This is a genomic window from Parolsenella sp. LCP21S3_E11, from assembly GCF_052118165.1.
GTDB lineage: Bacteria > Actinomycetota > Coriobacteriia > Coriobacteriales > Atopobiaceae > Parolsenella.
In genome coordinates this window covers 11,447-36,464 of record NZ_JBQKHS010000003.1, presented here as the reverse complement: position 1 = coordinate 36,464, position 25,018 = coordinate 11,447, and the positions used below count along the sequence as shown (strand labels likewise).

At 63.7% G+C, this 25,018-nt stretch carries 16 protein-coding genes and 1 tRNA gene; 10 read left to right on the top strand and 7 right to left on the bottom strand.

Going from position 1 to position 25,018, the window contains the following annotated elements; translation table 11 throughout:
• Nucleotides 1-100 precede the first annotated feature (100 nt).
• Nucleotides 101-1,222 (bottom strand): hypothetical protein, encoded by a 1,122-nt coding sequence (locus tag ACTQ1Z_RS04435; RefSeq protein ID WP_441859048.1) that lies wholly within the window; start codon nucleotides 1,220-1,222, stop codon nucleotides 101-103.
• A 543-nt stretch (nucleotides 1,223-1,765) separates the two neighbouring features.
• On the opposite strand from ACTQ1Z_RS04435, the gene ACTQ1Z_RS04430 reads away from it, so the two are divergent.
• Complete coding sequence (locus ACTQ1Z_RS04430; RefSeq protein ID WP_441859046.1) at nucleotides 1,766-2,047, top strand: hypothetical protein; 282 nt, start codon at nucleotides 1,766-1,768, stop codon at nucleotides 2,045-2,047.
• On the opposite strand, the gene ACTQ1Z_RS04425 is transcribed toward ACTQ1Z_RS04430, so the two are convergent.
• The 3 genes from ACTQ1Z_RS04425 to ACTQ1Z_RS04415 form a co-directional block, all read right to left on the bottom strand.
• On the bottom strand, nucleotides 2,044-5,322 hold the full coding sequence (locus ACTQ1Z_RS04425; protein ID WP_441859044.1) for an SNF2-related protein: 3,279 nt from the start codon (nucleotides 5,320-5,322) through the stop codon (nucleotides 2,044-2,046). The genes ACTQ1Z_RS04430 and ACTQ1Z_RS04425 overlap by 4 nt on opposite strands.
• A gap of 241 nt (nucleotides 5,323-5,563) precedes the next feature.
• A complete protein-coding gene (locus ACTQ1Z_RS04420; RefSeq protein ID WP_441859042.1) occupies nucleotides 5,564-6,613 on the bottom strand; it encodes a hypothetical protein in 1,050 nt (349 codons plus the stop codon).
• A gap of 177 nt (nucleotides 6,614-6,790) precedes the next feature.
• A complete protein-coding gene (locus tag ACTQ1Z_RS04415; RefSeq protein WP_441859040.1) occupies nucleotides 6,791-9,583 on the bottom strand; it encodes a DNA methyltransferase in 2,793 nt (930 codons plus the stop codon).
• Between the two features lie 648 nt (nucleotides 9,584-10,231).
• On the opposite strand from ACTQ1Z_RS04415, the gene ACTQ1Z_RS04410 reads away from it, so the two are divergent.
• Nucleotides 10,232-11,215 carry an EamA/RhaT family transporter gene (locus ACTQ1Z_RS04410; protein ID WP_441859038.1) on the top strand — a complete coding sequence of 328 codons (984 nt, stop codon included), beginning with the start codon at nucleotides 10,232-10,234 and terminating at the stop codon, nucleotides 11,213-11,215.
• 127 nt (nucleotides 11,216-11,342) lie between these two features.
• Here ACTQ1Z_RS04410 and ACTQ1Z_RS04405 read toward each other — a convergent pair.
• The 3 genes from ACTQ1Z_RS04405 to ACTQ1Z_RS04395 form a co-directional block, all read right to left on the bottom strand.
• Nucleotides 11,343-11,419 (bottom strand) — tRNA-Met (locus tag ACTQ1Z_RS04405).
• Nucleotides 11,420-11,648: 229 nt separating this feature from the next.
• Nucleotides 11,649-13,784 (bottom strand): HelD family protein, encoded by a 2,136-nt coding sequence (locus ACTQ1Z_RS04400; protein WP_441859036.1) that lies wholly within the window; start codon nucleotides 13,782-13,784, stop codon nucleotides 11,649-11,651.
• Between the two features lie 121 nt (nucleotides 13,785-13,905).
• Nucleotides 13,906-14,418: a SixA phosphatase family protein gene (locus tag ACTQ1Z_RS04395; protein ID WP_441859034.1), complete on the bottom strand. Its 513-nt coding sequence runs from the start codon at nucleotides 14,416-14,418 to the stop codon at nucleotides 13,906-13,908.
• Between the two features lie 370 nt (nucleotides 14,419-14,788).
• Between ACTQ1Z_RS04395 and rapZ the strand changes: the two genes are divergently transcribed.
• From rapZ to ACTQ1Z_RS04355, 8 genes are all read left to right on the top strand, one after another.
• Nucleotides 14,789-15,694: an RNase adapter RapZ gene (gene rapZ / locus ACTQ1Z_RS04390; RefSeq protein ID WP_441859226.1), complete on the top strand. Its 906-nt coding sequence runs from the start codon at nucleotides 14,789-14,791 to the stop codon at nucleotides 15,692-15,694.
• Nucleotides 15,695-16,615 (top strand): DNA-binding protein WhiA, encoded by a 921-nt coding sequence (gene whiA, locus ACTQ1Z_RS04385; protein ID WP_441859032.1) that lies wholly within the window; start codon nucleotides 15,695-15,697, stop codon nucleotides 16,613-16,615.
• Nucleotides 16,616-16,999: 384 nt separating this feature from the next.
• Entirely contained in the window at nucleotides 17,000-18,025 is a 1,026-nt protein-coding gene (gene gap / locus ACTQ1Z_RS04380; protein WP_320678594.1) for a type I glyceraldehyde-3-phosphate dehydrogenase, read from the top strand.
• A gap of 123 nt (nucleotides 18,026-18,148) precedes the next feature.
• Nucleotides 18,149-19,339: a phosphoglycerate kinase gene (locus ACTQ1Z_RS04375; protein ID WP_441859030.1), complete on the top strand. Its 1,191-nt coding sequence runs from the start codon at nucleotides 18,149-18,151 to the stop codon at nucleotides 19,337-19,339.
• On the top strand, nucleotides 19,332-20,102 hold the full coding sequence (gene tpiA / locus ACTQ1Z_RS04370; RefSeq protein ID WP_441859028.1) for a triose-phosphate isomerase: 771 nt from the start codon (nucleotides 19,332-19,334) through the stop codon (nucleotides 20,100-20,102). The genes ACTQ1Z_RS04375 and tpiA overlap by 8 nt, the downstream gene beginning before the upstream one ends.
• A 5-nt stretch (nucleotides 20,103-20,107) precedes the next feature.
• Nucleotides 20,108-21,661: a 2,3-bisphosphoglycerate-independent phosphoglycerate mutase gene (gene gpmI / locus ACTQ1Z_RS04365; RefSeq protein WP_441859026.1), complete on the top strand. Its 1,554-nt coding sequence runs from the start codon at nucleotides 20,108-20,110 to the stop codon at nucleotides 21,659-21,661.
• A 610-nt stretch (nucleotides 21,662-22,271) separates the two neighbouring features.
• A complete protein-coding gene (gene secG / locus ACTQ1Z_RS04360; RefSeq protein ID WP_441859024.1) occupies nucleotides 22,272-22,526 on the top strand; it encodes a preprotein translocase subunit SecG in 255 nt (84 codons plus the stop codon).
• Nucleotides 22,527-23,222: 696 nt separating this feature from the next.
• Nucleotides 23,223-24,884: a peptide ABC transporter substrate-binding protein gene (locus ACTQ1Z_RS04355; protein WP_441859022.1), complete on the top strand. Its 1,662-nt coding sequence runs from the start codon at nucleotides 23,223-23,225 to the stop codon at nucleotides 24,882-24,884.
• The last annotated feature ends 134 nt before the right edge of the window (nucleotides 24,885-25,018 follow it).

The window sequence follows — 25,018 nt, the reverse complement described above, 5'->3', positions numbered from 1 at the left end:
GTGTGCTTGCGGTGCGGGTTGCGTCTGTGGCGCGGTTCGTGCGGGTGCGAGTTGCGCGGTTCGTGCGGGCGTGCGGCCTGTGGAGTAAAGCGTGCGCTTGCTAGAGGTTGATCTGGACGATCTTCGGGAGTCCCTCGAACGACGCCGTGCCGAGAAGCGTGAGGGCGAGCAGAAGTTCGAGTGCGAGCGGAGCGTCGTCTGTCGATGCGCGCGAGATGGCAAAAATGGCCCGTTTGAGCTCGCCACTCGTTGATGACTTAAGGTCTGCGAGCAGGATCCACGTCGCGTCGGGATCAGTCCCGGGAAGCGTCGCGAGCTGCTCGCGCCATCGGGCGAGGCCGAGGCCATTCGATGCCGTGAGTACATCGCGTGCCGCCTGGCGCTCGATGGGCGAGAGGGTCCCGGAGAGCGTTCGCTCGCGGCCGTCTTCATCGGCGGGCAGCGCCTTGATCAGCGCCGCCGGGAGGAGGACGTTGAGCGCCTCCTCCTCGCTCCAAGCGCGGACGCCGAGAGGGGAGGAGGGGCCGCCCGCGAGCAGGGCTAGCAACGTGCGAAGCGAGGGCGCGTCTGACGGCGTGGCGTTGGAGTCTGCCGGTGCGTTGGCGTCTGCGTTCCCGGTATCGCTTGCTGCGGGGGCACCCTTCGCCTGCGGTTCCAGCTCCTCGGAGGGCTTGCGCTCTGCGTGCGCGAAGAGGAGCCTGCCCAAGGCGAGCGTCGTCAGGCCTGCAGTCTTCTCGTCAGCGTTCTTGCAACGGCGAATCGCCTCGTTGATATCGTCGCGTTCGATGCCGCGCTCCGCCAGCGTGGCGGCGATTTTGCCGAGGCGGCTCGCGCGGTTGCGTTGATCGGCAAAGCTACCCAACACCGTCTGGAAAGCGGTTGCGTAGGCGTTCTCGTTGAACCAGGCGTCCTGCTCGGCGAGGACGTCGTCATAGCTTAGACGGGGCGTCTTCGTGTGGGGCAGGTACTGGGTCTTCGTGCGCTTCACGTACTTGAAGGGGTCCTCGTTGACGATGAGGCACATATAGTCACGTTCGGTGTTGCGGTCGAGATTGACGGAATCATCCTTGCTGCGGACGGGCTCTCCGTAGGCGTCGAGCAAGGGGCGGCCCTTGTTCTCGAAGAGGTGGCGCAGCATCGCGTCGTTGTTGTAGGGGGTGCCCGCAGCAGCGATGGCGAGGAGCTTGAGAAGGATGTCCGCCGAATAGGCCGTGCCTGCCATGCGCCCTCCTGATGTCTGCCGCCGCGATAGCGAGGGCGTGGTTTTGAGCCAGCAGCCAATATAGCCGCCGCGATTTCTCGCACGAGAGTCGCCGTGCCTTGCCTTGGGCGGCTTTGGCCGCGAGCGGTCTCTAGAGTCAAATGTAACACGCGTGTCAAGGGTGACGGAGTGTCGCCCAAAGGGCCGAGTAGTGCTATCTACCTGGGATTGCGTAAAGTGGCGAACGCGGCGCCCGTATCATCGCAATTGGTGGCCGGCGACGTCTCCCTCCTGCTTTGGGCGGGCATGGGCGCCGCTTCCGGCGAACCCAGCCGTCGCTTCCGGCGAGACCCAAAGTTTCTGGCGGACCCGGGCGCCGTTTCCGGCGAGGCCTCAGACGCAGCCTCCATCAAACCCCAAACAATCCCCGCCGCCGCCCCAAGCGACCCCTCGAGCCGGCGATGCCTCCGCGGTTGAATGTGTGGCAACGAGCGGGGACAAGCCCACTCGCCCAAGACTTCGCCGGATTTGGCGAAACGTAAGAATGCGACGAAAGGAACTGCCATGATGTGCTGGGGATGGGCCTCTTACGATGTCGACTCGAGCGACGAGAACGGCAACCCCTACGAGGGCCACGAGAACGACTCCGAGTACACGAGCTACACCGACGTCTACGACAACGGCCACGTGAGCCACTATGACGCCGAGGATGGCAACTGGGACAACGGTCACTCCCATTATGGCTACGGCTCCATGGACGACTACATGAGCGGTGACGCTCGCGACTGGAGCCGCGAGGCGGGAGACCCCGACAACTCCAACCATGACTGGACGAGCCCCTTCTAGGGTGCTGGACTGGGTAGCTTGGCGCCGCAGTAGCAGCAGAACTTGGTGCCGGGGGAGAACTCGTTGCCGCAGTTGGGGCAGAACCGCGGCGCCATCTTGACCGCGGCCGGCCGGACCGCGCTCGAGGGATGAGGGGCGCCACCCTCGTGGGTGTCGACGCTCGCCGCGGGCAACGTATCCACCGCGGGCTTCGGACGCGATGCGGGCCTCGTGCTCGCCTGGCGCGTCGCACCCGTCACGCGCCTGGGCCTTGAGGCAGGCACGTGCGCGACACCTTCCGCGCGGGCGCCGGCGCTCGCCGCACCCTCGCTATCGGTGCCGAGTCCCGACTCGCGAGCCTCTGTCATCTCACGCTCGACCTGGGCCGCGAGCCCGGGGTTCTCCGCCTTGATGCGCTCGATCTCCTCCTCGATGATCTTGCCCATGCCCTTGTCGTCCACGGCGATGTCCTGCTCGGCGGCAGCGGCTGCCGCGGAGGACTTGTCCGCGAAAGCGTCGAAGATCTTCTGCTTGTCGCGGATGATTTGGAGGATGCGTTCATCGACCGTGTTCTCGCACAGCAGGCGGAAGGCGAGCACACTGCGCGTCTGGCCCATGCGGTACGCGCGCGAGACCGCCTGGTTCTCGATCGAGGGCTTGTATTGTGGCTCGCAGAAGACGACGACGCTCGCGCACTGGATGTTCATGCCGGTTCCGCCCGACTGGATTTGGGCCACCAGCACAGACCCGGGCTCCGCGGCGTCAAACTCCTCGACGATTTCCTGCCTTCTCGCGGGAGGGACGGAGCCGTTGATCATGCCGACGCACTTGTCGCCCAGCAGGTTTGCGATGCCGTGGGCGGTGTTGAGGAAGAACGTGAAGACGAGGACCTTCCTGCCGTCGTCCGCGGCGCTGTCGATGATCTCGAGCAGCCTCTTCGCCTTGGAGGAGTCCTCCCTGAGGTTGGCGACGTTCCACGAGACCTGGCGCGACGCCATGATCGACCTGCGGAGGACGGCGCGCTCGTATGCCTCCTTCTCCACCTCGCCGAGGGTGCACCACTCCTCGCTCTCGATGAGCTCCGGGAGTTCCGTGAGCACGTCCTCTCTCTTGCGGCGGTAGTAGACGGGGGCGACTTCGTCCCTGAATCGCTGCGCGCCAGACATGAAGGCGAGGGGCCTAGCGCGCCTTGCGACGTCCGGGCGGAGGTAGCCGATCAGGGTGAGCATCTCGTCGACCTTGTTCTCGAGCGCGGTGCCCGTCATAAGGAGGACCCTGTTTGCGTTCTCGAGCAACCTTAGGGTGTTCTTCGAGCGCGCTGCCTCGGGATTCTTGATGTAATGAGCCTCGTCCACTACGGCGAGGCCATAGGTGGAGCCTTCGGCGAGTTTCAGCTTTCCGGTGGTCTCGTAGGTGGTGACGGCGACGCCGCCGGTCCTGGTCCAGTCTTCGAAGGCTGTGCGGCAGTTGCGTCCGTGCACCTTCGTCACGCGGAGCTTGCTGTGCTTCTTGACCTCCCTGCACCAGTTCTCGAGCACGCTCGCGGGGCAAACCACGAGGAACCTGGACTCCCCGACGTTCTTGAGCGACACCATCGCCGCGATGGCCTGGACGGTCTTTCCCAGGCCCATCTCGTCGCCGAGCAGGGTCTTGCCCTGGTGGAGGATGTACTTCACGCCCCACTCCTGATAGCGTCGCAGGGTGCAGAGGAGGCCGTCCGGGAAGAAGGCCTCGTCTTGGATCTCGCGGGCGAGGTCCTCCGGTAGGCCGAAGAGCGTGTCGTTATTGCCGAGGGCCTCCGGCACGACGTCTTCCAGGACGTTGATGATTGCGACGGGGTTCGCGGTGAACTCCGCCCAGGCTCGGTCTGCGGGCACGGCGTTTTGCTCGAGCTTGTACATACGCTTGAGTGTGGCGTTGGCCTTCAGGGCGGTTTCGCTCACGAGGAAGGCGTTGAGGCTGCTATACGCGCCCGTTGCCTTCTCGCGCTCCTCTGGGGTTGAGAAGAGCCAGGCCATCGGCTTTCTCGCGATGTTGAGCTCGGCGAGTGGCGTGCTGGTCTCCTCGGTGACCGCGTCTAGGAGGGCACCACACTCATGGGAGAGCTCCCTCCACTCCCTAAGCGCGGAGGCAGCGCAGAGGATGTGAGTAGCTTCGGGTGTCTTGTTGTCTGCCGAGAGACGGAGTTTGAGTCCCTTCTCAACCTCGCCTGCAAACTCCGTCGTCGCCTTCTTGATGTCGCAGGCGCCGGAGTAGGAGATGCCATGCACGCTCTCTAGCTCGGTCTTTGTTGCAGTGTAGACGTCCGCGATGGTCTCGAAGCCCGCATCCCTGAGCGACTTGACGCGAATGCCGCGCCCGGTGCGGGCGAGCTCCTCGATGGGGATGGTCTTGAGGGTGCTGAGCACGTCTCCCGCGAAGCTCTTGCTGACGGCCCTGCGAATCATGCTTTCCAGGGAGGCCGGGCTGGCATCAGACTTCTCCGAGAGCCGCGCGCCGTAGCCTGAGACCTCGCCCGAAAGCTTCTTCGCATCTGAGGAGAGGAACTGCCAGTCGTCAGTCCCGACCACTGACGGGGAGACCGTGCCGACCTCGCGAAGCGCGTCTTCCTGGTTTGAGGAGAACCACGCCCACGCAGCGTCTTCCGAGATGTTGGGAAGTGAGTTTAGCGTGTCGAGGGCGGTTGACGCGGTGGGGTCGAGACGCTGGTCTATCAGGGCTTTTAGCTCGAGGTAGGACCTCTCTGCCTCGTCCTTCTTGTCGCGGGAAGCGAGAAACCACTTGAACGTGCCGCTGCCCGCCTCGATCTTCTCGACGAGGGCCTGAACATGCGGCCCGTAGGCATCTGCGGCGTGCTTGCAGATCGCTGCGGGCTGATAGGAGTTTGCGGAGACAAAGGCGGCATGGAGCACCGCGTTTGCAGCGGCATCGTGGCGACCGTCGAGGTTGATACGCGTTCCCTCGAATGCTCGCTGCTGACACTCCGCGAGGGTGTGCGTCTCAAGACCATCTGTAATTTGTACAAGGGAGGGGTTCTCGATGCCGTTTAGCTGGTCGAGGGTAATGGCCCCCAGGGGATTGATGTCGAGTACTTCGTAGGTGTTCTCTCCCGCTTGCCGAATCACGACATCCGAAAAACGGGCATCGACCTTTCTGCTGCGTGTCTCCCGCACGATCTGGGCAAGCTCCGTGTGACGCGTTTCTGACAGCTGAGCGGCAGCGCTGAACTCCTCCAGCAGGGCGTTGGAGCGCTCGATCAAGTCTCTTGCTTCGCTGTTGGTGAATCCTCTAGCCATCAAAAGCCCTATCTCAAGACATTAATTGCGGACCATCCATTCTCCTACACGCGCACCGAGGTGGCGGGTCTATTCGTTGAACGGCCGTGCGCCGCCGAGAGCCAAGGCGCGGGTATGGCTGAGCCTCCGCCCACCGAACCAGCCCATGACGTCCGCGCCCTCGCTGCCGCCCGACGAGCCTGCCCATGACGTCCGCGCCCTCGCCACTGCCCGCCGAGTCAGCCCATAGCGCCTGCACCTGTCACTGCTCGCCTTCGCTATCTCCCATGAGCTGCATGGCGAGCTGCTTCACGTCCTCGTCGCCGGTGAGCTCGTAGAGGCCTATGGCTGCCCGCGTTGCCGTCTGCGCGTCATCATGCTCGAGGGCGATGCCGATGATCGATGACAGCGCGGCGAGCGTTCCCTCGTCAGGGAGATAGGCCTCTCCGGACCTCTCGAGGATCGTCGCTGCCTCGTCTACGGTCATGCCCGTGAAGTCAGCGCCGCACTCCCTCTTGAGATACATGAGTTCGCTGCCAACGAGGTTGCTGTTCTCGAATACCGTGCTGAAGACCAGGTACGCGGCGGCAAGCTCGTAGTTGCCCGTCTCGACGAGGTAGAAGGCCTTTTCCCTGTGGAACTTGGCCATGCCGGCGGCGTCGCGAACGTACGGATGGGCCGTATCGAGGGCCTCGTTCAGAGTCTCCATGTCCCCGAGCTTCTTGTAGTTCTCGCCAACCTCGAAGCGGAGGTTGACGTCCGAGGGATTCCACCTGATGGCCTTTTCCTCGGCGGCAATGGCGGCCTCATGCTGGCCGGTCTCATAGAGGCAAGCGCTGTAGAGAGCGTAGACATGGCTGAAGGGTTCCGGGCAGACGCGCACGATCCGCGACTCGTCAGCGTGCGCCCTCCAGACGATCTCCTCGATGGGCGAGGTGAAGTCGAAATAGACGCTCTCCTTGTCATCGCGGTAGCATCCTGCGGCAATCATTTCGTCAAAGCTCTGAACGAGGGGCTCGATGAGGCGGAGGGCCTTCTCCGGTTCGCCGGTCTTCAGGCAGAAGACAACCTCCTTGAGGACTGATTCTGTTCCGTCCGCATGGTTGTCGACGAGCTTTTGGAACTCATCCTTCTTGTCATCAGGCAGGGCATCGAAGATCATCCTGCCGATCGCGCGAAGGATCTCCCTGCTCTGCGGGTGCTCTCGATACTCCTCCGCCTTGCTCTTGAGATAGGGGATGTCGTGGCTTGCGTCGCGCTCGAGCCCCATTGCGATTTCTGCCATTACCTGGTCGAAGGTGAGTTCATTCATGCTGTCGCCTTTCAGGCCTGTCTGGTGCTGTTGGCTGTGGATGATTTCTTTCGGTATGGTGACGTTGCCGATGGAAACATCATCACAGACCTTCTGGACACTAATTACAGCATGTCTGAGCTGGGGTTTAGCGGGGTTGCTTTGGAGGGGTGAGGGCGCGACCCGCGCATTCTGCCTCTATCGCTCTGCCCCTGTCTTCTCTGCGTAGAGCTTGAACAGGTGGGCAACGATCCTCTCCTCGTCGCCGCCAAAGTCTACGCCGTAGGCGGCCTCCACAGCGGCATCGAGCCTCGTGTGGGCGGCCATGAGGTCTGGGAAGAGGAAGTCGTTGTCGGGGTTGTACATGTCGGCAAGCGTCGCGTCCGGATGCGCGGCACGGGCGTCGAGAACCGCCTGCGCGCAGGACTCGATACGCTCGCGCTGCTCCGGTGTAGCATCGGGCCAAATGAAGTTGTTGTAGACGACATTGCCGGAGTAGCGATAGTCGCTCTTGAGCCGCCCTGCCGTAACGCGCATCCATGCGTTGTGGATGGACGACTGCATCACGCCGTAGAGATAGAGGTTTGCGCCATGGACAATTGAGAGGCTGTCGCTTGCGATCACGGTGGGTGGCATGAACCCCATGGGAATATAGTGGCGTCTCTGAGACGAGGTCCTGGGTACCGCGATGTACGGGTCGTCTGGCTGGACGTCAGAGAAGAAGAGCGTTGGCTTCTCCGCCATCTTGCGGGTGGGCGCTGCGGTGCTCTTGCGCCTGAACTCCGCCACGGCTCTCACGCGCTCCATGATCCTGGGCCAGGCGAGGAGCCTCTCGGCGGGGACGTCCTTGAGCCAGAGGCACCACCTGTTCGTGTTTCTCAGAAACTCGAAAGCGCCAACGAATGGCTTGATTGCTCCCTCGCAACCGGGGTATGACCCCACCAGTTCGTTTCGTTCGTCGTCACTCAAGATGAGAAATCCTCCGTCTGACGCTTGGCTCCCCTTTGTTAGCTTGGGAACATCGCAAATGGGATTCGAGCGGCTTTGTACGGCGGCGAAGGGTGCGTCGACGAGGTAGGGGCTGATTGTTGCGCAGCTGTGGGAGTTCTTGGCTGAGTAGATGATTCCCGAGTGATTGTCTCCGGAGGAGAAGCCGATGATGACGCAATGAACGTGTGCCTCGTCTGTTGCCTCGGAATTCCAGACGAATGATCTCCACGCAAAGTCGATGCGGATGCGGAAACGTTCTCTGAGCGTTATCCAGAGAGGAGCGACCTGTTCTCCCTGCGTTATCGAGTTTGTCGAGACGAGTGCTGCACGGATGCTGGGGTTCTGCGCGCACATCTCTGCCGCTTTGTAGTACCAGCCGGACACGTAGTCAAGCGAATTGGCGAGTTTAATCTTTCCGAAGAGCGAGACAACGTCCCCCTTCTGCTCGGTGTTGCAGAAGGAAGCTCCAATGAACGGAGGATTACCAATTACGTAGTCCACCTCGCCGGCGGGCACGACGTCATTCCAGTCCAAGCGCAGGGCGTTACCCTGGATGACGCCCTCGTAGTCTGTGAGGGGCAGCTCCTGGTAGACGCGTTGCGTTACCTTCGCGGTGTCGGCGTCCGCCTGCTTCTCGGCAATCCACAGTGCCGTGCGTGCCACGCAGCAGGCGAAGTCTTCGAGCTCGATGCCGTGGAAGTTTCGCAGGCTAACGAGCACATCGTGGTCACCCGTCTCCTCGAAGCTCATGGAGGCCTGCTCGCCCTTGAGCTCGAACAGGATCTTGTTCTCGAGCTTCCTCAGACACAGGTAGCTCTCGGTGAGGAAGTTGCCCGACCCACAGGCAGGGTCGAGCATACCGATGGAACCCACGCGATCGTGCAGCTCCTCAAGTGCCTTGCGACGTGCTCCGCCTGCGACGGGTTTGGTCTTCGCCTGCTCGAACTCAGCCTCGAGCTCATCCATGAACAACGGGTCGATAACCTTATGGATGTTTTCGGGGCTCGTGAAGTGCTGACCGTTCGCACGACGGTGGTCATGGGAGAGGGCCCCCTCGAAGATGGAGCCGAACACGGTAGGGCTCACGCCTGACCAGTCGAACTCCTGGCAGCCCTCCACAATGAGGGTGGTGCGGAAGTCCTCGCTCAGTGGCGGAATCTCGGTCTGCTCGCGGAACAGGCCGCCGTTCATGTAGGGGAGACGGCGTAGCCACTCGCCTGCATAGGGGTCTCGTTCTGCGTCTGGCGTGTCAAGCCAGCAGAAGAGATCCTTGAGACCCTGACGCAGATCGGGAGCCTGGAAGTGCTGAATATAGTCGCGGAAGGCGTTTGGCTCAACGAGGCCCGCATCCTCGCAGAACATGAGGAACATCAGGCGCGTCATGAGTACTGAGAGGGCATGGTGGCTCTCGGGGGCGTTCGGATCTATGAAGGAGGCGGCTACGAGGTCATGGAGGTGGCCCATGATCTTGCCAGCCTTGACCGACACGGCCTCGGAGAGCGTTGTGGGTGCGGTGCCTTCGCCGGCAAGGAACTGTATGGCAGCGAGGTTCTTGGGAAGCTCGGATAGGGGCAACTTGAACAGCGGATCGCCCTTACACAAGGCATTTGCCTCGCGGTCATAGACCCACAGTTCGGCGAAGTTGCACACCACTACGTAGCGCGGCTGCTGAGTGAGCGGCATGCCCTGCGCGTAGGCGAGTGCCTGCTGGGCGGGCGTTACCATGCGGCCCTGGCGCTTCTCGGGCTTCGACAGGTCGATGCCGAGCGACTTCTGCTCCACTATCACCCTCGCGGAGGGGATGAACACGTCGACGTATCCGTTGTGGTCTGAGGCGTCCGTCTGGACGGGCACCTCGAACCTAACGCGCTGGATGGCGTCATCGACGCCTAAAACATCCTGAAGCAGGCTGATCCAGAAGCGTTGAGTGTCCTGGTTCTCGTCGCCCTTGCCTGCCCACTCGCGGCTGAATCGCTCCGCGTCTGCCTTCGTACCCGCCATCGTGCCCTCCCGTCATTTGATAGGTGAATTATATGGCGGATACCGGACATCAAATGACGCACGGTTGTTTTGCGGGTTTAGGCTAGCTCAGACACAAAAAAGGGCCGGAAGCGATGCTTCCGGCCCTGAACGTTTGGTCGCGGGGGCTGGATTTGAACCTACGACCTCCGGGTTATGAGGGCCTTGGGGTAGGGAATCGCAAAGAGTGAGAGGGAAGTCGAGACACTAATCTACCTCGGCATATGGCAGCGAGAGGCAATTCTAAGAAGTCCGGGGGCAGCTGAGGGAAGGTTCGACTGTCCCGCAGGTGCGTCTCGCCCTGGGGAGCGCCGGGATGCCCAGGCGAGCACCGCGGGCCGGCTGTCGCTCCACGCCAAGAGGTGCGGCAGACAGAGACTCGCTTCTTTCCTCGGCTTTTCTTGACGGCATCTCCCTTGTTGTAGTACTTTGACCCAGTCTAAAACCGCGTGGACTTTTCTGGGCACTAGCCACCTTTTCGCCACGCAACCGAGTAGTCGGTTGCGTGGCTTTTTCGTCTCGGCGGCAGGCGTCGCAAGCACCGCCAGAAGACCGGATGAGCCCCACCTTCCGACTGCAGGGAACAGACGCACGAGACGTGCGTCTGCGAGACAGCAGACGGAAGGTAGCATGATGACGGGAACGGACACAATCAAGCAGCAGGCAGCCGGGGCAGGAGCCACGGGCACGGGACAGGCCAAGGCGGCGCTCCAGGTCTTTGTGGGCGGCGCCTGCTACGGCGCGATGGCCACGACCTACAAGCTCGCCTACGCCGCAGGTTTCACCTCGGCGCAGGTGGTGGCGAGCCAGGCGTGGTTCGGCTGTCTCTTCTTCGCCCTTGTCACGCTCGCGGGCCACGCACTCGGACACCGTTGGCAGCGCGTGGGCTGGAAGCTCACCCTCAAGCTCATGGGCCTGGGAGCCCTCACCTGCCTCACCTCGATCCTCTACTGCTACGCCATGAGCGTGCTGCCCGCCCCGGTGGCGCTCACGCTCCTCTTCCAGTTCACGTGGTTAGGGCTCGTGTGGCAGACCGTCATGACGCGCCGGCCGCCGAAGCCCCTCCAAGTGGTCTCCGCCCTGATCATCGTCTTCGGGACGGTGTTCGCGAGCGGCGTCTACAAGACCGGCATCGCCGGGTACGACCCCGTGGCCCTGCTCTGCGCGCTGGGGGCGGCCGTGTCCTGCTCCCTCTTCGTCACCCTCTCCGGCAGGGTCAAGGCCCCCTGCTCGTCCGAGCAGCGCGGCGTCATCGTGTGCATGGGCTCCGTGGTCATGTCGCTCACGGTGTGTCCGGACTACGTTGTCTCGGGCGTCCTCGCCCAGGGTATCCTGCCCTTTGCCATCATCGCCGGCTTTTTCGGCCTGCTCTGCCCGGTCCTGCTCTTTGGCATGGGCTCTCCGCACCTGCCCGCGGGCCTCTCCACCGTCATGGCCGCCGCGGAGCTCCCCGCCGGCCTGCTCATCGCCATGATCGTCCTCGGCGAGCCACTCGGCGTCGTCGAGTGGCTGGGCGTCGCCATCATCCTCGCCGGCGTGTGCCTGGCACAGGCTCCCTCCCTGCTCGGAGGCCGGGAGGCACGTCGCGCCGTCGCGGGACAAGCCGTCAGTTAGCCATCCCTTCGCAGTCGGCCCGCACGCATCTTCTCGTGGCATGCCGCCGGAACTGGTCCAGAGGCGAGAAATAGTGTCTCAATGCAAGAAAAAAGGGTCGGAAGCGATGCTTCCGACCCTGAACGTTTGGTCGCGGGGGCAGGATTTGAACCTACGACCTTCGGGTTATGAGCCCGACGAGCTACCAGACTGCTCCACCCCGCAATATGTGATGCGCCTTAAGCGCAAGAAAGAACTATACGCAGCTTCCCTAGGCCCGTCAAGAATGTGGAGAAAGCTCCACAATTGGATCCAGGCGAGGCTCCGGAGAGGGTACGGACGAGGACCCGACGAGGATTCGGACGTGACCCCGGAGAGTGCCGGGCGGCACCCCGACGAGGACTTAGGCGCAATCCCTGCGGGGCTCACACGGCACTCGGCGGCCCTCCGCGTCCTACCCCAGAAGCGGGCTGAGCTCGCCCTGGGCCAGGAGCGTCGCCTTGTGCATCGCACGCGAGATCGCGGTGTAGAGGCGCCGGCGCGCGAGGGGCGTGTCGGGGTAGGTCTCGGCGCTCGCGTCCGGGATGATCACGTGGTCGAACTCGAGGCCCTTCGCCAGGCGCAGCGACATGATGACCACGCCCGTCGCCGGGAGCTCGCGGTCGCGGTTGATGACCTCGGCGGCATCCCCCAGCTGCTTGGAGAGCCAACTCACGGCGCCGTCGTCCGCGGCGACGATGGCGGTGAGGCCCTCGTCCTCGCTCGCGCCGGCAACGACCTCCTTGAGGGCGGCGAGGAACTCGTCGCGCCCGGGCAGGGCCTCGATGCGCGGGGCCACGCCGGCACGGTGGACGCTCGCGAGCTTGACGGGGGAGTCGTGCTCGACAAGGCCGCTGAACAGCGACGTGATCTCGGGGCTCGAACGGTAGCTCGTGAGGAGGCGACACTCGTCGACGCTGCCGTGGCTCTGTGCGAACAGCTCGCGGATCTCGTCGAAGCTCGCGGTGCCCTCGCGAATGGCCTGGTGCTCGTCGCCCAGCATGAGGAAGTGGGCGCGGCTGAAGAAGCGCGCGAGTACCATGAGCTGGGCGAGCGAGTAGTCCTGGACCTCATCGATCATGACGTAGCGCGCGTTGGTGTCGCCGCGGCCGGTCACGAGGAGGCGCAGGTACAGCCATTCGCTCGAGCTCACGCTCTGGGTCCCCAGAAGACGCATCGCGATACGGTCGAGGCGCAGCCACGAGAGGTGCTCGATCTCGTCCTCCACGCCGGCATAGCGCTGCTCGAGCCAACGACGCGTGAGCTCGAAGGTCTCGTCCTCGGTGTCGGGGCTTACGGTCTCCCCGAAGAAGCGCACCTGGTCGTCGACATCGAGGCCGAGCATCTCCTCCTGGTACTCCATGTTGCGCGCCATGCTAGCGATGCGGCGGCTCACGCCCTTGAGCAGCTCGTCCTTGACGAGGGCGCAGAGGCGCGGGCCCACGCCGAACTTCGCGAACTTGGCGACGGCCGCCTCCACCTGGTTCGCCTTGAGCATGACCGTATCTCCGCAGCGCACCTCGCGCAGGTCCGCCACGGTGAGCTCGAGGCCGGGCAGGCCCTCCTCGAGGCGCCTGAGGTTCGCCGGGTCCGTGTCGACGCCGAGGCCTCGGCCACCCGCGCCCTGGGCCTCGCAGAAGTCGCGCCAGGTGTAGACCTGTGGGTTCGCCTCGCCCATGGAGGGTAGGACGTTGTCGATGTAGCGCTCGAACACGGCGTTGGGCCCGAAGAGGTGGACCTGGCTCGGGCTCAGCGTCTCGCGCTCGCGGTAGAGGAGAAACGCGATGCGCTGGAGCATGACGGAGGTCTTGCCCGATCCCGCGATGCCGTTCACGAGCAGCACTGGGACGTCTTCGTGGCGCACGACCTTGTTCTGCTCGCGCTGGATGGTCGCCGTGATGTCGCGGAGCTTCTCGGAGTGGTGGCTGCGAAGCGCACCCAGCAGAAGCGAGTCCTCGATGGCGACGGTGGTGTCGAAGTACATGTTGAGGTGGTCGCGCGTGATGTCAAACTGGCGGCGAAGCTCGAGCTCGACGGTCTTGGTGCGCCCGTTGACGGTGTAGGAGGTCTGGCCGTTGTCCTGGTTGTAGTAGGTCTCCGCGACGGGGTTTCGCCAGTCGACGATGAGGGGACGGCTGCGGTCGTCGGTCATGCCGGCGGCGCCGATGTAGACGTCGCGCGCGGGGCGGTCTGGCGCCATCTTGAGGCGGACCTTCGCGAAATAGGGCTGGCGCAGCAGGAGCAGGAGCCTGCGGAGCTTGTCGACGGAGAAGTCATGGTACTGGTTGTAGGCGTCGATGACGGCGTTGAGCGTCTCGATGGCGGCGAGCGTCTCCATCGTCTCGTCCGCGCCGCCGAAGTCCGGGCGGATCTCGTCGGAGAGCTCGCGCAGGTCTGCCGCGGCGCCCTCATGGCCGTGCTCGAGCTCCTCTGCGAGCTCGTCGCGCATGGCGAGGAGCTTTGCGTAGATCTCGCTCAGGTGCGCCTGCTCCTCGGCGAGGATCGGGTCGTCCGGCGCGGCGGTCTCGATGTCTGTGGATTCGACGCTCATGCTGCTCCCTGCGGTCGCGGAGTGGCGACGCCGCCGATGCGCCGGCGTCGTCGCGTGCGGAATTTCGAATGATTAACTCTACCGCAAGGGGCGGGTGTGGGGGAGCGTCGCCGGGGCGCGGCTACCCGCGCGGCTTGGCGACCTTGGGGCCGCGGACATACCAGAGCACGTCGCCCTCGGGGACTTGCGCACGCGGGGTGCCCGGCAACGTGACGGCGGCGACGGACCCGGGGGTGAACGAGATGCGCTCGCCCGTGAGGTGCTCGAGGACGTCCTCCATGAAGGGGATGTGGCCGACGGCGACTATCACCGAGCCGTCCGGCGTGTCCTCGATATCGTCAAAGAAGGCCTCCTGGTCCTGGTAGAAGAGATATTCGCGTTCTTCCTCGTTGCACGCGATGCCGTTCGCGTCGAGCGCCGCCGCGACCTCCTCCGCCGTCTGACGCGCGCGGAGCGCCGGGCTCACCCAGACGCGCGCGGCCTCATCGCCGGCGTCGAGCAGCGCGAACGCGCGTGGCAGCGTCTCCGCCAGGGCCCCGGCGGCGCCCGGCACGAGGGGTCGCTCGGAGTCCGAGAGGCCCGGCCTCGCCCCCTGCGCCTTGCCGTGTCTGACGAGAACGATCGTGCGTGCCATGCTGCCTCCAGTCTCCGTGTCCACCTGTCCATTATTACGCGAACCGCGTGCTTGGGATGGGTGAAATCGCAAGCGGGCCGGGGCGTGGGGCTGTCCGGTGCGTGTTCCTCTCGCCTGTTTGCTGCCCCGGGATGTCCCTTTCGCGACGCTGGCTTGGGCCTCGGATAGTGTCCGGAAGAGCCTGTATACTCGGAGGGCAACGACGAAGGGGGAGACCATGGCGGCGGAGGAAAAGCAGAATCGGGCGTCCGAGCCTGAGGCGACCGTGCGCACGGACGAGACGCGTTCGCGCGTGCTCCAGGCGGCAGAGGTGAGCGAGGCGCGTGCCGCGAGCTCGGTGGTGACGCCGGCGGCAACCGGTGGCCAGCAGATGCGCGCCCGCGAGCTTGCCGCGCGCGTTCCGGACGTCGTGGTCATCACGGGCATGTCCGGCTCTGGCCGCACGCAGGCTATGCACGTCTTCGAGGACATGGGCTACTTCTGCATTGACAACTTGCCTCCGCGCCTCATCCTGCAGCTCGCACAGCTCGTGGGCATCAATACCGGCGTCGGCCGCCACCTTGCCGTCACGTGTGACCTGCGCAGCCAGGGCCTCTTCGATGAGATCTCTGATTCTCTCGTCCAGCTTCGCGAGCATGAGATTTCCTGCAAGGTGCTCTTCCTCGACACGGCGGACAGCATCCTCATCCGCCGCTATGACGAGAACCGCCGTCGCCACCCGCTGGCGCAGTCCGGCGAGTCGCTCACCAGCGCCATCGCGCGCGAGCGCCGCCAGCTTGCCTCGGTTCGCGACGCGAGCGACCTCGTGATCGACACAAGCTACCTCAAGGTGCGCGACCTGCGCGTCCGCCTGCGCCGCGCCTTCTCGGAGCTGACGGATCAGCAGCTCATGGAGGTGTCCGTCTTCTCCTTTGGCTTCAAGCACGGCATGCCCGTCGAGGCGGACCTCATGATCGACGTCCGCTTCCTGCCCAACCCCTTCTATGACCCGAAGATGCGCTCGCTCACCGGCAACGACAAGCTCGTGAGTGACTTCGTCCTCGGCAACCCCGTAACGGAGAAGTTTCTCGACGCCTGGTACAACCTGCTCGACGTCGCCATGCCGGGTTACGTAGCGGAGGGCAAGAGCCACCTCTCCATTGCCGTCGGCTGCACGGGCGGCCAGCACAGGAGCGTCGCGATCGCCAATGCCACCGCCGCTTACCTCGAGCGGGGCGGCTACCACGTGAGCCTCTCTCACAGAGACCTCGCCCTAGCCAACGTCAGGAATAGCTAAATGTCATTCACCGCCGAGGTAAAAGACGAGCTCGCTCGCGTAGGCGGCTCGTGTCCGGAGTGCGCCGTCGCGGAGCTCGCGGCGCTTGTCCGCGTCTGCGGCGCTCTGTCGTTCCATGGCTCGGGCGCCTACTCGATCCGCGTCTCAACGGAGACGGGCGCCGTGGCGCGCACCGTCATCCGCCTCGCGCACGAGGTGTTCGATCTCGACACGTCTCTTACCGTGCGCCGCTCGAACCTCCACAGGTCGCGCAACTACCTGATTGAGATTCCGGAGCAGAAAGGCCTCGAGCAGGCGCTCATTCGCATGGGCGTCCTCATTCTGGGCCGCGGTCTCTCGAGCGGCATTGCGGCGCGTGTCGTCGCCCGCCCGTGCTGCCGCGCGGCGTACTTGCGCGGCGCCTTCATGGCCGGCGGCTTCATCGCTGACCCGCGCGGAGACTTCCACCTCGAGATAGCGGTCACGGGTGACGAGTTCGCCGATGACCTCCTGGAGCTCCTCGATGACGAGGGCATCACCGCGCGCGTGAACCGTCGCCGCGGCTCCTACGCCATCTACCTCAAGAGCTTCGATGACATCGCCGCCCTCCTCGGCGTCGTGGGGGCGGAGCGCACGGCGCGCGCCGTCAAGAACATCCGTGTCATGAAGTCCGTCAAGAACGACGTCAACCGGCGCGTCAACGCGGAGCTCGCCAACCAGGCTCGCTCGACCGGCGCCTCGGCAGACCAGCTCGCTCTCATCGACCGCGTCGAGCGCGAGATTGGCTTCGACGCCCTGCCGCCCGCGCTCATGCAGTTCTGCGTGGCGAGGCGTGAGCATCCGGAGCTCTCACTCCGTGACCTTGGGGCCCAGATGATGCCGCCGCTCTCCAAGAGCGCGCTCTATCACCGCGTCCTTCGCCTGGAGAAGCTTCTCGAGTAGGTGCCGGGGCCCTCGCTTTCTCGCCGCGCGGTCCGGGCTTCGCGTCTGCGTGTCCCGGCGTTGGCGTGCTCCAACTGCATGAGCGTTCTCCAATGCAGGGCGCGTAACAAAATGGAAACATGATGACCACATGAGTATCACCTCTTGCGACCACCGTCCATAACCTATGGCTACCTGCGACAAGGACTTGGAGCGTGTGTCCATTTGGCGAAGTGGTTGTCCATAGAACTATAGACAACTCGCAGGTAAACGGCACAATTTAGGAAATCTAATCATCTCTTAACCGTATAGCCGGAGCGATTTAGCGGTATTATCACCAATGGTGTTTCCAACGTGGCCCGCACGGCGCAAGGGGCGCCCGTGGGGTCTTCGAAAGGAGAAAGCATGGCAGTTAAGGTTGCTATTAATGGCTTTGGTCGCATCGGTCGTCTGGCCTTCCGTCAGATGTTCGGCCACGAGGGCTCCGAGATCGTCGCCATCAACGACCTCACCTCTCCGGATATGCTCGCCTACCTTCTGAAGTACGACTCCACGCAGGGCAACTACAGCCGCGACCACAAGGTTGAGTCCACCGAGGACTCCATCATCGTCGACGGCAAGGAGATCAAGATCTACAAGGAGGCCGACGCCAACAACCTGCCTTGGGGTGAGCTCGACGTCGACGTCGTCCTCGAGTGCACCGGCTTCTACACCAGCAAGGAGAAGGCTCAGGCCCACATCAACGCTGGCGCCAAGAAGGTCGTCATCTCCGCTCCGGCCGGCAAGGACCTCCCGACCATCGTCTACAACGTGAACCACGAGCAGCTCACCGCTGATGACAACATCATCTCCGCTGCTTCCTGCACCACCAACTGCCTCGCCCCAATGGCCAAGGGTCTCAACGACTTCGCTCCCATCGTCTCCGGCATCATGACCACCATCCACGCCTTCACCGGCGACCAGATGCCGCTCGACGGCCCGCAGCGCAAGGGCAACAAGCGTCGTTCCCGCGCCTGCTCCGAGAACATCGTCCCGAACTCCACGGGTGCCGCCAAGGCCATCGGCCTGGTTCTCCCGGAGCTCAACGGCAAGCTCATCGGTGCCGCCCAGCGCGTCCCGACGCCGACCGGCTCCCTCACCAACCTCTACGCCGTCGTTGACAAGGTCGTCACCGTCGAGGAGGTCAACGCTGCCATGAAGGCCTACGCCGAGACCATCCCCGAGACCTTCGGCTACAACGAGGACGAGATTGTCTCCCGCGATATCGTCGGCGAGACCCACGGCTCCATCTTCGACGCCACCCAGACCATGGTCCAGGACCTCGGCAACGGCCAGTCCCTCGTCCAGGTCACCTCTTGGTACGACAACGAGAACTCCTACACCTCCCAGATGGTCCGCACCATCAAGTACTTCGAGAAGTTCGTCGCCTAAGCGTCAGCTTCCGTAGGTAGCTCCGAGGGGCGCGGTCGCAGCTTTCGGGCCGCGCCGCGCCCCTTTCGTTCTTCACGTAGGCGGGGTGGTCACACCGCCCGCCACAACCCTGAAAGGAACGACATGGCTTTCACCAAGAAGACCGTCCGTGACATCGATGTCGACGGCAAGCGCGTCCTTTGCCGCGTCGACTTCAACGTCCCCATCAAGGACGGCGTCGTGGGCGACACCACGCGCATCTCCGCCGCGCTTCCCACGATCAAGTACCTCGTCGAGCACAACGCTCGCGTCATCCTCATGAGCCACCTCGGCCGCCCCGAGGGCACCGGCTTCCAGCCCGAGCTCTCCCTCAAGCCGGTCGCCGAGAAGCTCGCTGAGATGAGTGGCCTCGACGTCACCTTCGTCGCTGACACCTACGGCGACGAGGCCAAGGCCGCCGTCGACGCCCTCAAGCCGGGCCACGTCCTCGTCCTCGAGAACGTCCGCTTCGACAAGCGCGAGAAGAAGAATGACCCGGAGATTGCCAAGCGTCTCGCCTCCTACGGCGACGTCTTCGTCCTCGACGCCTTCGGCACCGCCCACCGCGCCCAGGGCTCCGTCGTCGGCCCGGCTGCCTACATCCCGGCCGTCGCCGGCTTCCTCCTCGAGAAGGAGGTCGATACCCTGACCGGCATCTTCGCCGAGCCCGAGCGTCCGTTCGTCGCCATCGTCGGCGGCTCCAAGGTCTCCAGCAAGATCGGCGTTCTCGATCACCTTATCGATTCCGCCGACACCCTCATCATCGGTGGCGGCATGGCCTACACCTTCTTCCTTGCCCAGGGCATGACCGTCGGTCAGTCCCTCAAGGAGGAGGACTGGGTCGAGCGCGCGGCCGAGATGCTCAAGAAGGCCGAGGACAAGGGCGTCAAGATCCTTCTCCCCGTCGACAACCGCGTTGCCGACCACTTCGGTGAGGACGCCGTGCCGGAGGTCGTCGCCTCTGACGCCATCCCCGATGACCGCGAGGGCATGGACATCGGTCCCAAGACCGAGGAGCTCTACGCCGAGGCCATCAAGGGTGCCAAGACCGTCTTCTGGAACGGTCCCATGGGCGTCTTCGAGTTCGACAACTTCGCTCACGGCACCGAGGCCGTCTGCCGCGCCGTGGCTGACGCCGACTGCACGTCCATCATCGGTGGCGGCGACTCCGTCGCGGCCGTCAACAAGTTCGGCCTGGCCGACAAGATGAGCTGGATCTCCACCGGCGGTGGCGCTTCCATGGAGCTCGTCGAGGGCAAGGCTCTTCCGGGAGTGGAGGCTCTTCTCGATGCGTAACCTCATGATTGCTGGCAACTGGAAGATGAACAAGAACTACACCGAGGGCGTCGAGCTCGCCCAGGGTCTCGCCGACGCCCTCGCCGGCAAGGACCTCAACGGTGTGGAGGTCGTCGTCTGCCCGCCGACCGTCGACCTCAAGGGTGTCTCCGAGGTCATCGACCAGACCAACGCCCAGTTCGCCCTGGGTGCCCAGAACGTCTACTACGAGGAGTCCGGTGCCTTCACCGGCGAGACCGCTCCCTCCATGCTCGAGGCTGTGAACGCTACCTACTGCATCATTGGCCACTCCGAGCGCCGCGGTTACTTCGGCGAGACCGACGAGGACATCAACAAGAAGGCCAAGGCCCTCATGGCCCACGGCATCGTGCCCATCAGCTGCTGCGGCGAGCCCCTCGAGGTCCGCGAGGCTGGCAAGCACGTCGAGTTCGTCGTCGATCAGATCAAGGCTGACACCGAGGGCCTCGAGATCACCGACCCGTCGAAGTACGTCATCGCTTACGAGCCCATCTGGGCCATCGGCACCGGCAAGACCGCCACTGCCGACGACGCTCAGGAGGTCTGCGGCGCCATCCGCGAGACCCTCGCCGAGATCTTCGGCCAGGAGACCGCTGACGGCATCCGTGTCCTCTACGGCGGCTCCGCTAAGCCCGGCAACATCGCCGAGCTCGTCGCTAAGCCCGACGTCGATGGCGCCCTCGTGGGCGGCGCCTCGCTCAAGGCCGAGGACTTCTCTCAGATGGTCATCAAGGCGGGGGAGTAATAGCAATGTCTGAGCGTCACCTTCCTGCCCTTCTCGTCATCATGGACGGCTGTGGCCTGGCTCCCGCTAACGACGAGAACGCCGTCACGAGCGCCAGCCACCCGTTCCTCGACAGCCTCTATGCCAAGTACCCGCACACCACGCTGGGTGCCTCCGGCGAAGACGTCGGCCTTCCCGACGGCCAGATGGGCAACTCCGAGGTGGGCCACCTGAACATCGGTGCCGGTCGCATCGTGTTCCAGGAGCTCTCGCGCATCAACAACGCCATCAAGGACGGCTCCATCGCCGAGAACGAGGTCTTCGTTCGCGCCATGGACGACGTCAAGGCCGAGGGCAAGACCCTCCACCTCATGGGCCTCATGAGCCCGGGCGGCGTCCACTCGCACATGAGCCACGTCGAGGCCCTCGCCAAGATGGCCGCCGAGCGTGGCGTCAAGACGATCCGCGTGCACGCCTTCATGGACGGCCGCGACGTCGACCCGCAGTCCGGCGCCGGCTACATGGCCGAGTTCTGCGACTACCTCAAGGAGCTCTCTGAGCGCTGCGGCGTTGACGCTCGCGTTGCCACGGTCTCCGGCCGCTACTGGGCCATGGACCGCGACAACCGCTGGGAGCGCATCCAGCGCGCGTATGACGTCATCGCCGACGCCTCTGATGCCGACGCCTGCCCGGTCGAGGGCATCAAGGCCTACTACGAGAAGGACCCGCGCGGCGACGAGTTCGTCGAGCCGTTTGCTTGCCACAACGAGGGCGTCAACGCCGGCGACGCGGTCATCTTCTTCAACTTCCGCCCGGATCGCGCTCGTCAGATGACCCGCGTGTTCACGGACAAGGAATTCGACGGCTTCGAGCGCGAGCAGATCAAGCTCTCGCACTTCGTAACGATGACCGAGTACGATCCGAACTTCGATGTCGAGGTCGCGTTCCCCAAGTCCTTCCCGCAGGAGGTCCTAGCCGACGTCATCGCCGAGAACGGCCTGAAGCAGCTCCACACCGCCGAGACCGAGAAGTACGCCCACGTGACGTTCTTCCTGAACGGCGGCATCGAGGACCCGAAGCCGGGCGAGGAGCGCGTGCTCGTGCCGAGCCCGAAGGTCGCCACGTACGACCTCAAGCCCGAGATGAGCGCCCCCGAGGTCACCGAGAAGCTCGTCGAGGCCATCAACGAGGACCGCGCGGACTTCTACATCGTGAACTTCGCCAACTGCGACATGGTTGGTCACACGGGCGTCTTTGAGGCTGCGGTCAAGGCCGTCGAGGCTGTCGACAACGCGCTCTCCAAGATTATCCCGGCTATTGAGGCCAAGGGCGGCTTCGCTCTCATCACGGCTGACCACGGCAACGCGGACCACATGTTTGACGTTGACGGCGAGGGCCACAAGCACCCGTTCACGGCTCACACCACGAACCGCGTGCCCCTCATCGTCGTCGACGACAAGGCCAAGCTCGTGGGCATCGAGGACGGTCGCCTGTCCGACATCGCCCCGACGATGCTCACCCTTGCTGGTCTCGAGCCCTCCAAGGAGATGACGGGCCGCGTGCTCGCCGCCGAGGAGTAGCTTGGGCCTGCCGCCCGCCTTGCGCCGTGCGTGAGACTGGGCCGCGATTGGACAGCGCGCGAGAAAGCGCGCCGCGCGCGGGAATGCGCGTCATTTGCGAGCTTGTGCGTACGCGCGAAAAAGCGCGCCAAACGTCCCTGAGAGGGACGCCCGTCAGCCATCCGGCCGGCGGGCGCCCTTTTTCATGCGGAGCTCGTGCGGGGGAGGGGCGGCGCTTTGCTACGGCTCCGGGCCACTGCGCTGCTTGCCCTTGCGTTGCCTACCCTCGCGGCCCGCCCTTCGCTGAAACATGCACGTATTCGAGATGTGCGCCCAAAAACGTCCCGATAGCTCGAATAACTGCATGTCTCGAGAGAGCTTCTCCTCCCAAAACCTACCTCTTGTAAGGTTTCGGGGCCAATTTCGGGATCGAAACGTTACAAGAGGTAGGTTTTGCCGTCCGTGCCGCCCGTGCCGCTCGTGCCGCCCGTGCCGCCCGCTGCGCGCGGCCTGCGTCCGAGCGCGTGGCGAGAGTGTGCCGCGGGAAGAGTCCCCAGCAGCAGCGAGGTTGCGGCACAGAGTTATGGTATTCTCTTCTGCTGTATGTTTGTATCTGCTTAAGGAGCATCACGTGGGTCCTCTTAATACGATTCTGCTGGTGGCTTGGGCCATCTCCGCTGTCTCCCTCATCATTCTCGTGCTCATGCACTCCGGTAAGGGCACCGGCGTTTCTGATATGATCGCCTCCTCTATGTACAACGCCAACGCTGGCAGTGGCGTTTGGGAGAAGAACCTCGACCGTCTCACCGTGATTGCCGCCGTCGTTTTCTTTGCGACCATCGTCATCTTCATGCTTACCTACCCGCTGGGCACCATCGGCGCCTAATTGCGAGTTATAACGTACTGACCAAGCGGCCGTCTGCGTCTCCCGGCGCGGCGGCCGTTTGCTGTGAGCGGCGGGTGCTTCACGAGACGTCCGCATGTTGCGCGGCGTGAGCCATGCGGTGGCATATGCCACGCGGCGTATGCGTTCCGCGGCGACTGCGTCTTGCGCGTGCGAGCGCGGGTTCGTTCCGAGGCGACTGCGCGCAGAACGCGGCGCGCGGCGGGCGACGGCGCGCAAAACATGGCGCACAACGGGGCCGAGCGCGCAAAACATGGCGCACAACGGGGCCGAGCGCGCAAAACGTTACGCGAGACGCATCTCGTCCTGCGCATCGCTTTTGAATATAGTGCCCATCCGTTCCTCAAGAGCTTTTCTTGTTTAATACCGAGCAATGCCCGTTTCGATACAAACCAGCATGAACCTCATGCATTTCTGCCAGAAACGGCATACATTTTGTTAATACATTGTTACGCAGGGTGGCTTTATCTTGGTAAAGAGGGTTTTGAGGTTGCCGCACTGGCAAATAAAACGGATAATTCTTCCTTAAGTTTGCAAGCAGCCTACTTGTTTGTGATCGCAGGGCGGTCGTCCTGCGGTATCCGCCCTATGGCAACAGGTTCCGCAAGCAAAACTGAGACGTCACGTTACGGGAGGCATCGGGCCTTCTGGCAGGCGTCGCAAACAAGGGAGGGATTCATGACCACGTCCATGAACCGTCGCACGTTTGTCAAGGGCAGCCTTGCCGCCAGCGCTATGGCCGCTCTTGCCGCCTGCGGCAAGAAGGGCAGCGCCCCCGCCGCTTCCGGCGAGGCCACTGGTGGCACGCTCAACTACTACATCAACAACCCCGTCGCCATCGATCCGTATGACCTCGAGGAAGACCAGGGCATGCAGGTCGGCTACCAGCTCTTCGACGCTCTTACCACCTATGACTTTGACAAGGGCGAGCTCATCGGTCTTGCCGCTGAGTCCTGGGATGTTAACGACGCCGCTGATGAGTTCACCTTCCACCTCGTGAAGGGCGCCAAGTTCCACGATGGCACCACCGTTACCTCCAAGTCCTTCAAGCAGGGCTGGGAGCGCATCGTTAGCCCGAAGACCTCCGAGACCCACGCCTCCGGCATCGGCTACCACCTCGCCATGGTCCAGGGCTACTCCGAGCTCTCCGTTGGCGACGCCACCGAACTCACCGGTGTCACCTGCCCGGATGACGACACCCTCGTCGTGAAGCTCGTCCAGTCCTACGCTGACTTCCCGTTCGTCTGCATGCACCCGGCTCTCTCGCCCGTGCCTGACTGCGCTATGGACGACTTCGACACCTTCTTCTTCGCTCCCGTGGGCAACGGCCCCTTCAAGATGGACGGCAAGTGGGAGGACGGCCAGCAGATCAACATCGTCCGCTTCGACGATTACTCCTACGGTGACCCTGCGATCATCGATGGCGTCCACTTCAACATCCAGAAGGACGTCCAGACCGCCTACACCGAGTTCCAGGCTGGCAACCTTGACATGGCTTCCGTTCCCACCACGCAGCTCAAGGATGCCATCTCCCAGTACGGCGAGTCCGAGGACGGCTCCACCGTCACCCCGGGCCACCAGGTCCTGACCGGCGCTGAGCTCTCCGTCTACTACCTCATGCTCAACGTCACCGACGAGACCCTGAAGGACGTCGACGTCCGCAAGGCCATCTCCCTGGCCATCAACCGCCAGGCCATCTGCGACACCGTCTTCGAGGGCACCCGCGAGCCTGCCGGCGGCATCGTTCCTCCGGGAATCGCTGGCTACGTCGAGAACAGCTGGGAGTTCTCCAAGTACGATCCGGACGCCGCCAAGGCCCTGCTTGACGCCAAGTATCCTGCCAACGCTGACGGCATGCGTGACATCAACATCGCCCTGACCTACAACCTCGATGGCGACCACAAGGCCGTCATGGAGATGGTCATGGCTGACCTCAAGGCCATCGGCATCAATGCCACCTCTAACACCGCCGAGTGGAGCTCCATCGTCACCAACACCTACCCGAACGCTGACTTCCAGATCGGCCGCCTCGGCTGGATCGCCGATTACCCGATCATGGACAACTTCCTGTATCCGCTGTTCGCAACTGGTGCTGACAACAACTACGGCAAGTACTCCAACCCCGCCGTCGACAACGCCATCAGCGAGGCCCGCGCCATCGCTGATGACAAGGAGCGCGAGGCCAAGTACCAGGAGATCGACAAGATCATCGCTGCCGACATGCCTGTCGTGCCGCTGTTCTTCTACAAGCACCAGATGGTCGGTTCCTCTCGCGTCAAGTACCTCCACATCGATCCGCAGAAGCTGATCATGATGGATAAGGTTGAACTCGAGGCCTAGCCCTTTATTCTTAGGTACCCGCGATCATAGAGATCGTTTGGGCGACGGGGCACCCGTGGCGGTGCCCCGTCGCTGGTAGGGGGCCTTGCAAGTGGCAGCCTCAAGCCGCCTCTTGCAAGGCCCGTCATTACGAC

Coding starts and splice junctions, on each gene's coding strand:
- ACTQ1Z_RS04435 (WP_441859048.1), bottom strand. CDS start 1,222: ATGGCAGGCACGGCCTATTCGGCGGACATCCTTCTCAAGCTCCTCGCC.
- ACTQ1Z_RS04430 (WP_441859046.1), top strand. CDS start 1,766: ATGATGTGCTGGGGATGGGCCTCTTACGATGTCGACTCGAGCGACGAG.
- ACTQ1Z_RS04425 (WP_441859044.1), bottom strand. CDS start 5,322: ATGGCTAGAGGATTCACCAACAGCGAAGCAAGAGACTTGATCGAGCGC.
- ACTQ1Z_RS04420 (WP_441859042.1), bottom strand. CDS start 6,613: ATGAATGAACTCACCTTCGACCAGGTAATGGCAGAAATCGCAATGGGG.
- ACTQ1Z_RS04415 (WP_441859040.1), bottom strand. CDS start 9,583: ATGGCGGGTACGAAGGCAGACGCGGAGCGATTCAGCCGCGAGTGGGCA.
- ACTQ1Z_RS04410 (WP_441859038.1), top strand. CDS start 10,232: ATGATGACGGGAACGGACACAATCAAGCAGCAGGCAGCCGGGGCAGGA.
- ACTQ1Z_RS04400 (WP_441859036.1), bottom strand. CDS start 13,784: ATGAGCGTCGAATCCACAGACATCGAGACCGCCGCGCCGGACGACCCG.
- ACTQ1Z_RS04395 (WP_441859034.1), bottom strand. CDS start 14,418: ATGGCACGCACGATCGTTCTCGTCAGACACGGCAAGGCGCAGGGGGCG.
- rapZ (WP_441859226.1), top strand. CDS start 14,789: ATGCGCGCCCGCGAGCTTGCCGCGCGCGTTCCGGACGTCGTGGTCATC.
- whiA (WP_441859032.1), top strand. CDS start 15,695: ATGTCATTCACCGCCGAGGTAAAAGACGAGCTCGCTCGCGTAGGCGGC.
- gap (WP_320678594.1), top strand. CDS start 17,000: ATGGCAGTTAAGGTTGCTATTAATGGCTTTGGTCGCATCGGTCGTCTG.
- ACTQ1Z_RS04375 (WP_441859030.1), top strand. CDS start 18,149: ATGGCTTTCACCAAGAAGACCGTCCGTGACATCGATGTCGACGGCAAG.
- tpiA (WP_441859028.1), top strand. CDS start 19,332: ATGCGTAACCTCATGATTGCTGGCAACTGGAAGATGAACAAGAACTAC.
- gpmI (WP_441859026.1), top strand. CDS start 20,108: ATGTCTGAGCGTCACCTTCCTGCCCTTCTCGTCATCATGGACGGCTGT.
- ACTQ1Z_RS04355 (WP_441859022.1), top strand. CDS start 23,223: ATGACCACGTCCATGAACCGTCGCACGTTTGTCAAGGGCAGCCTTGCC.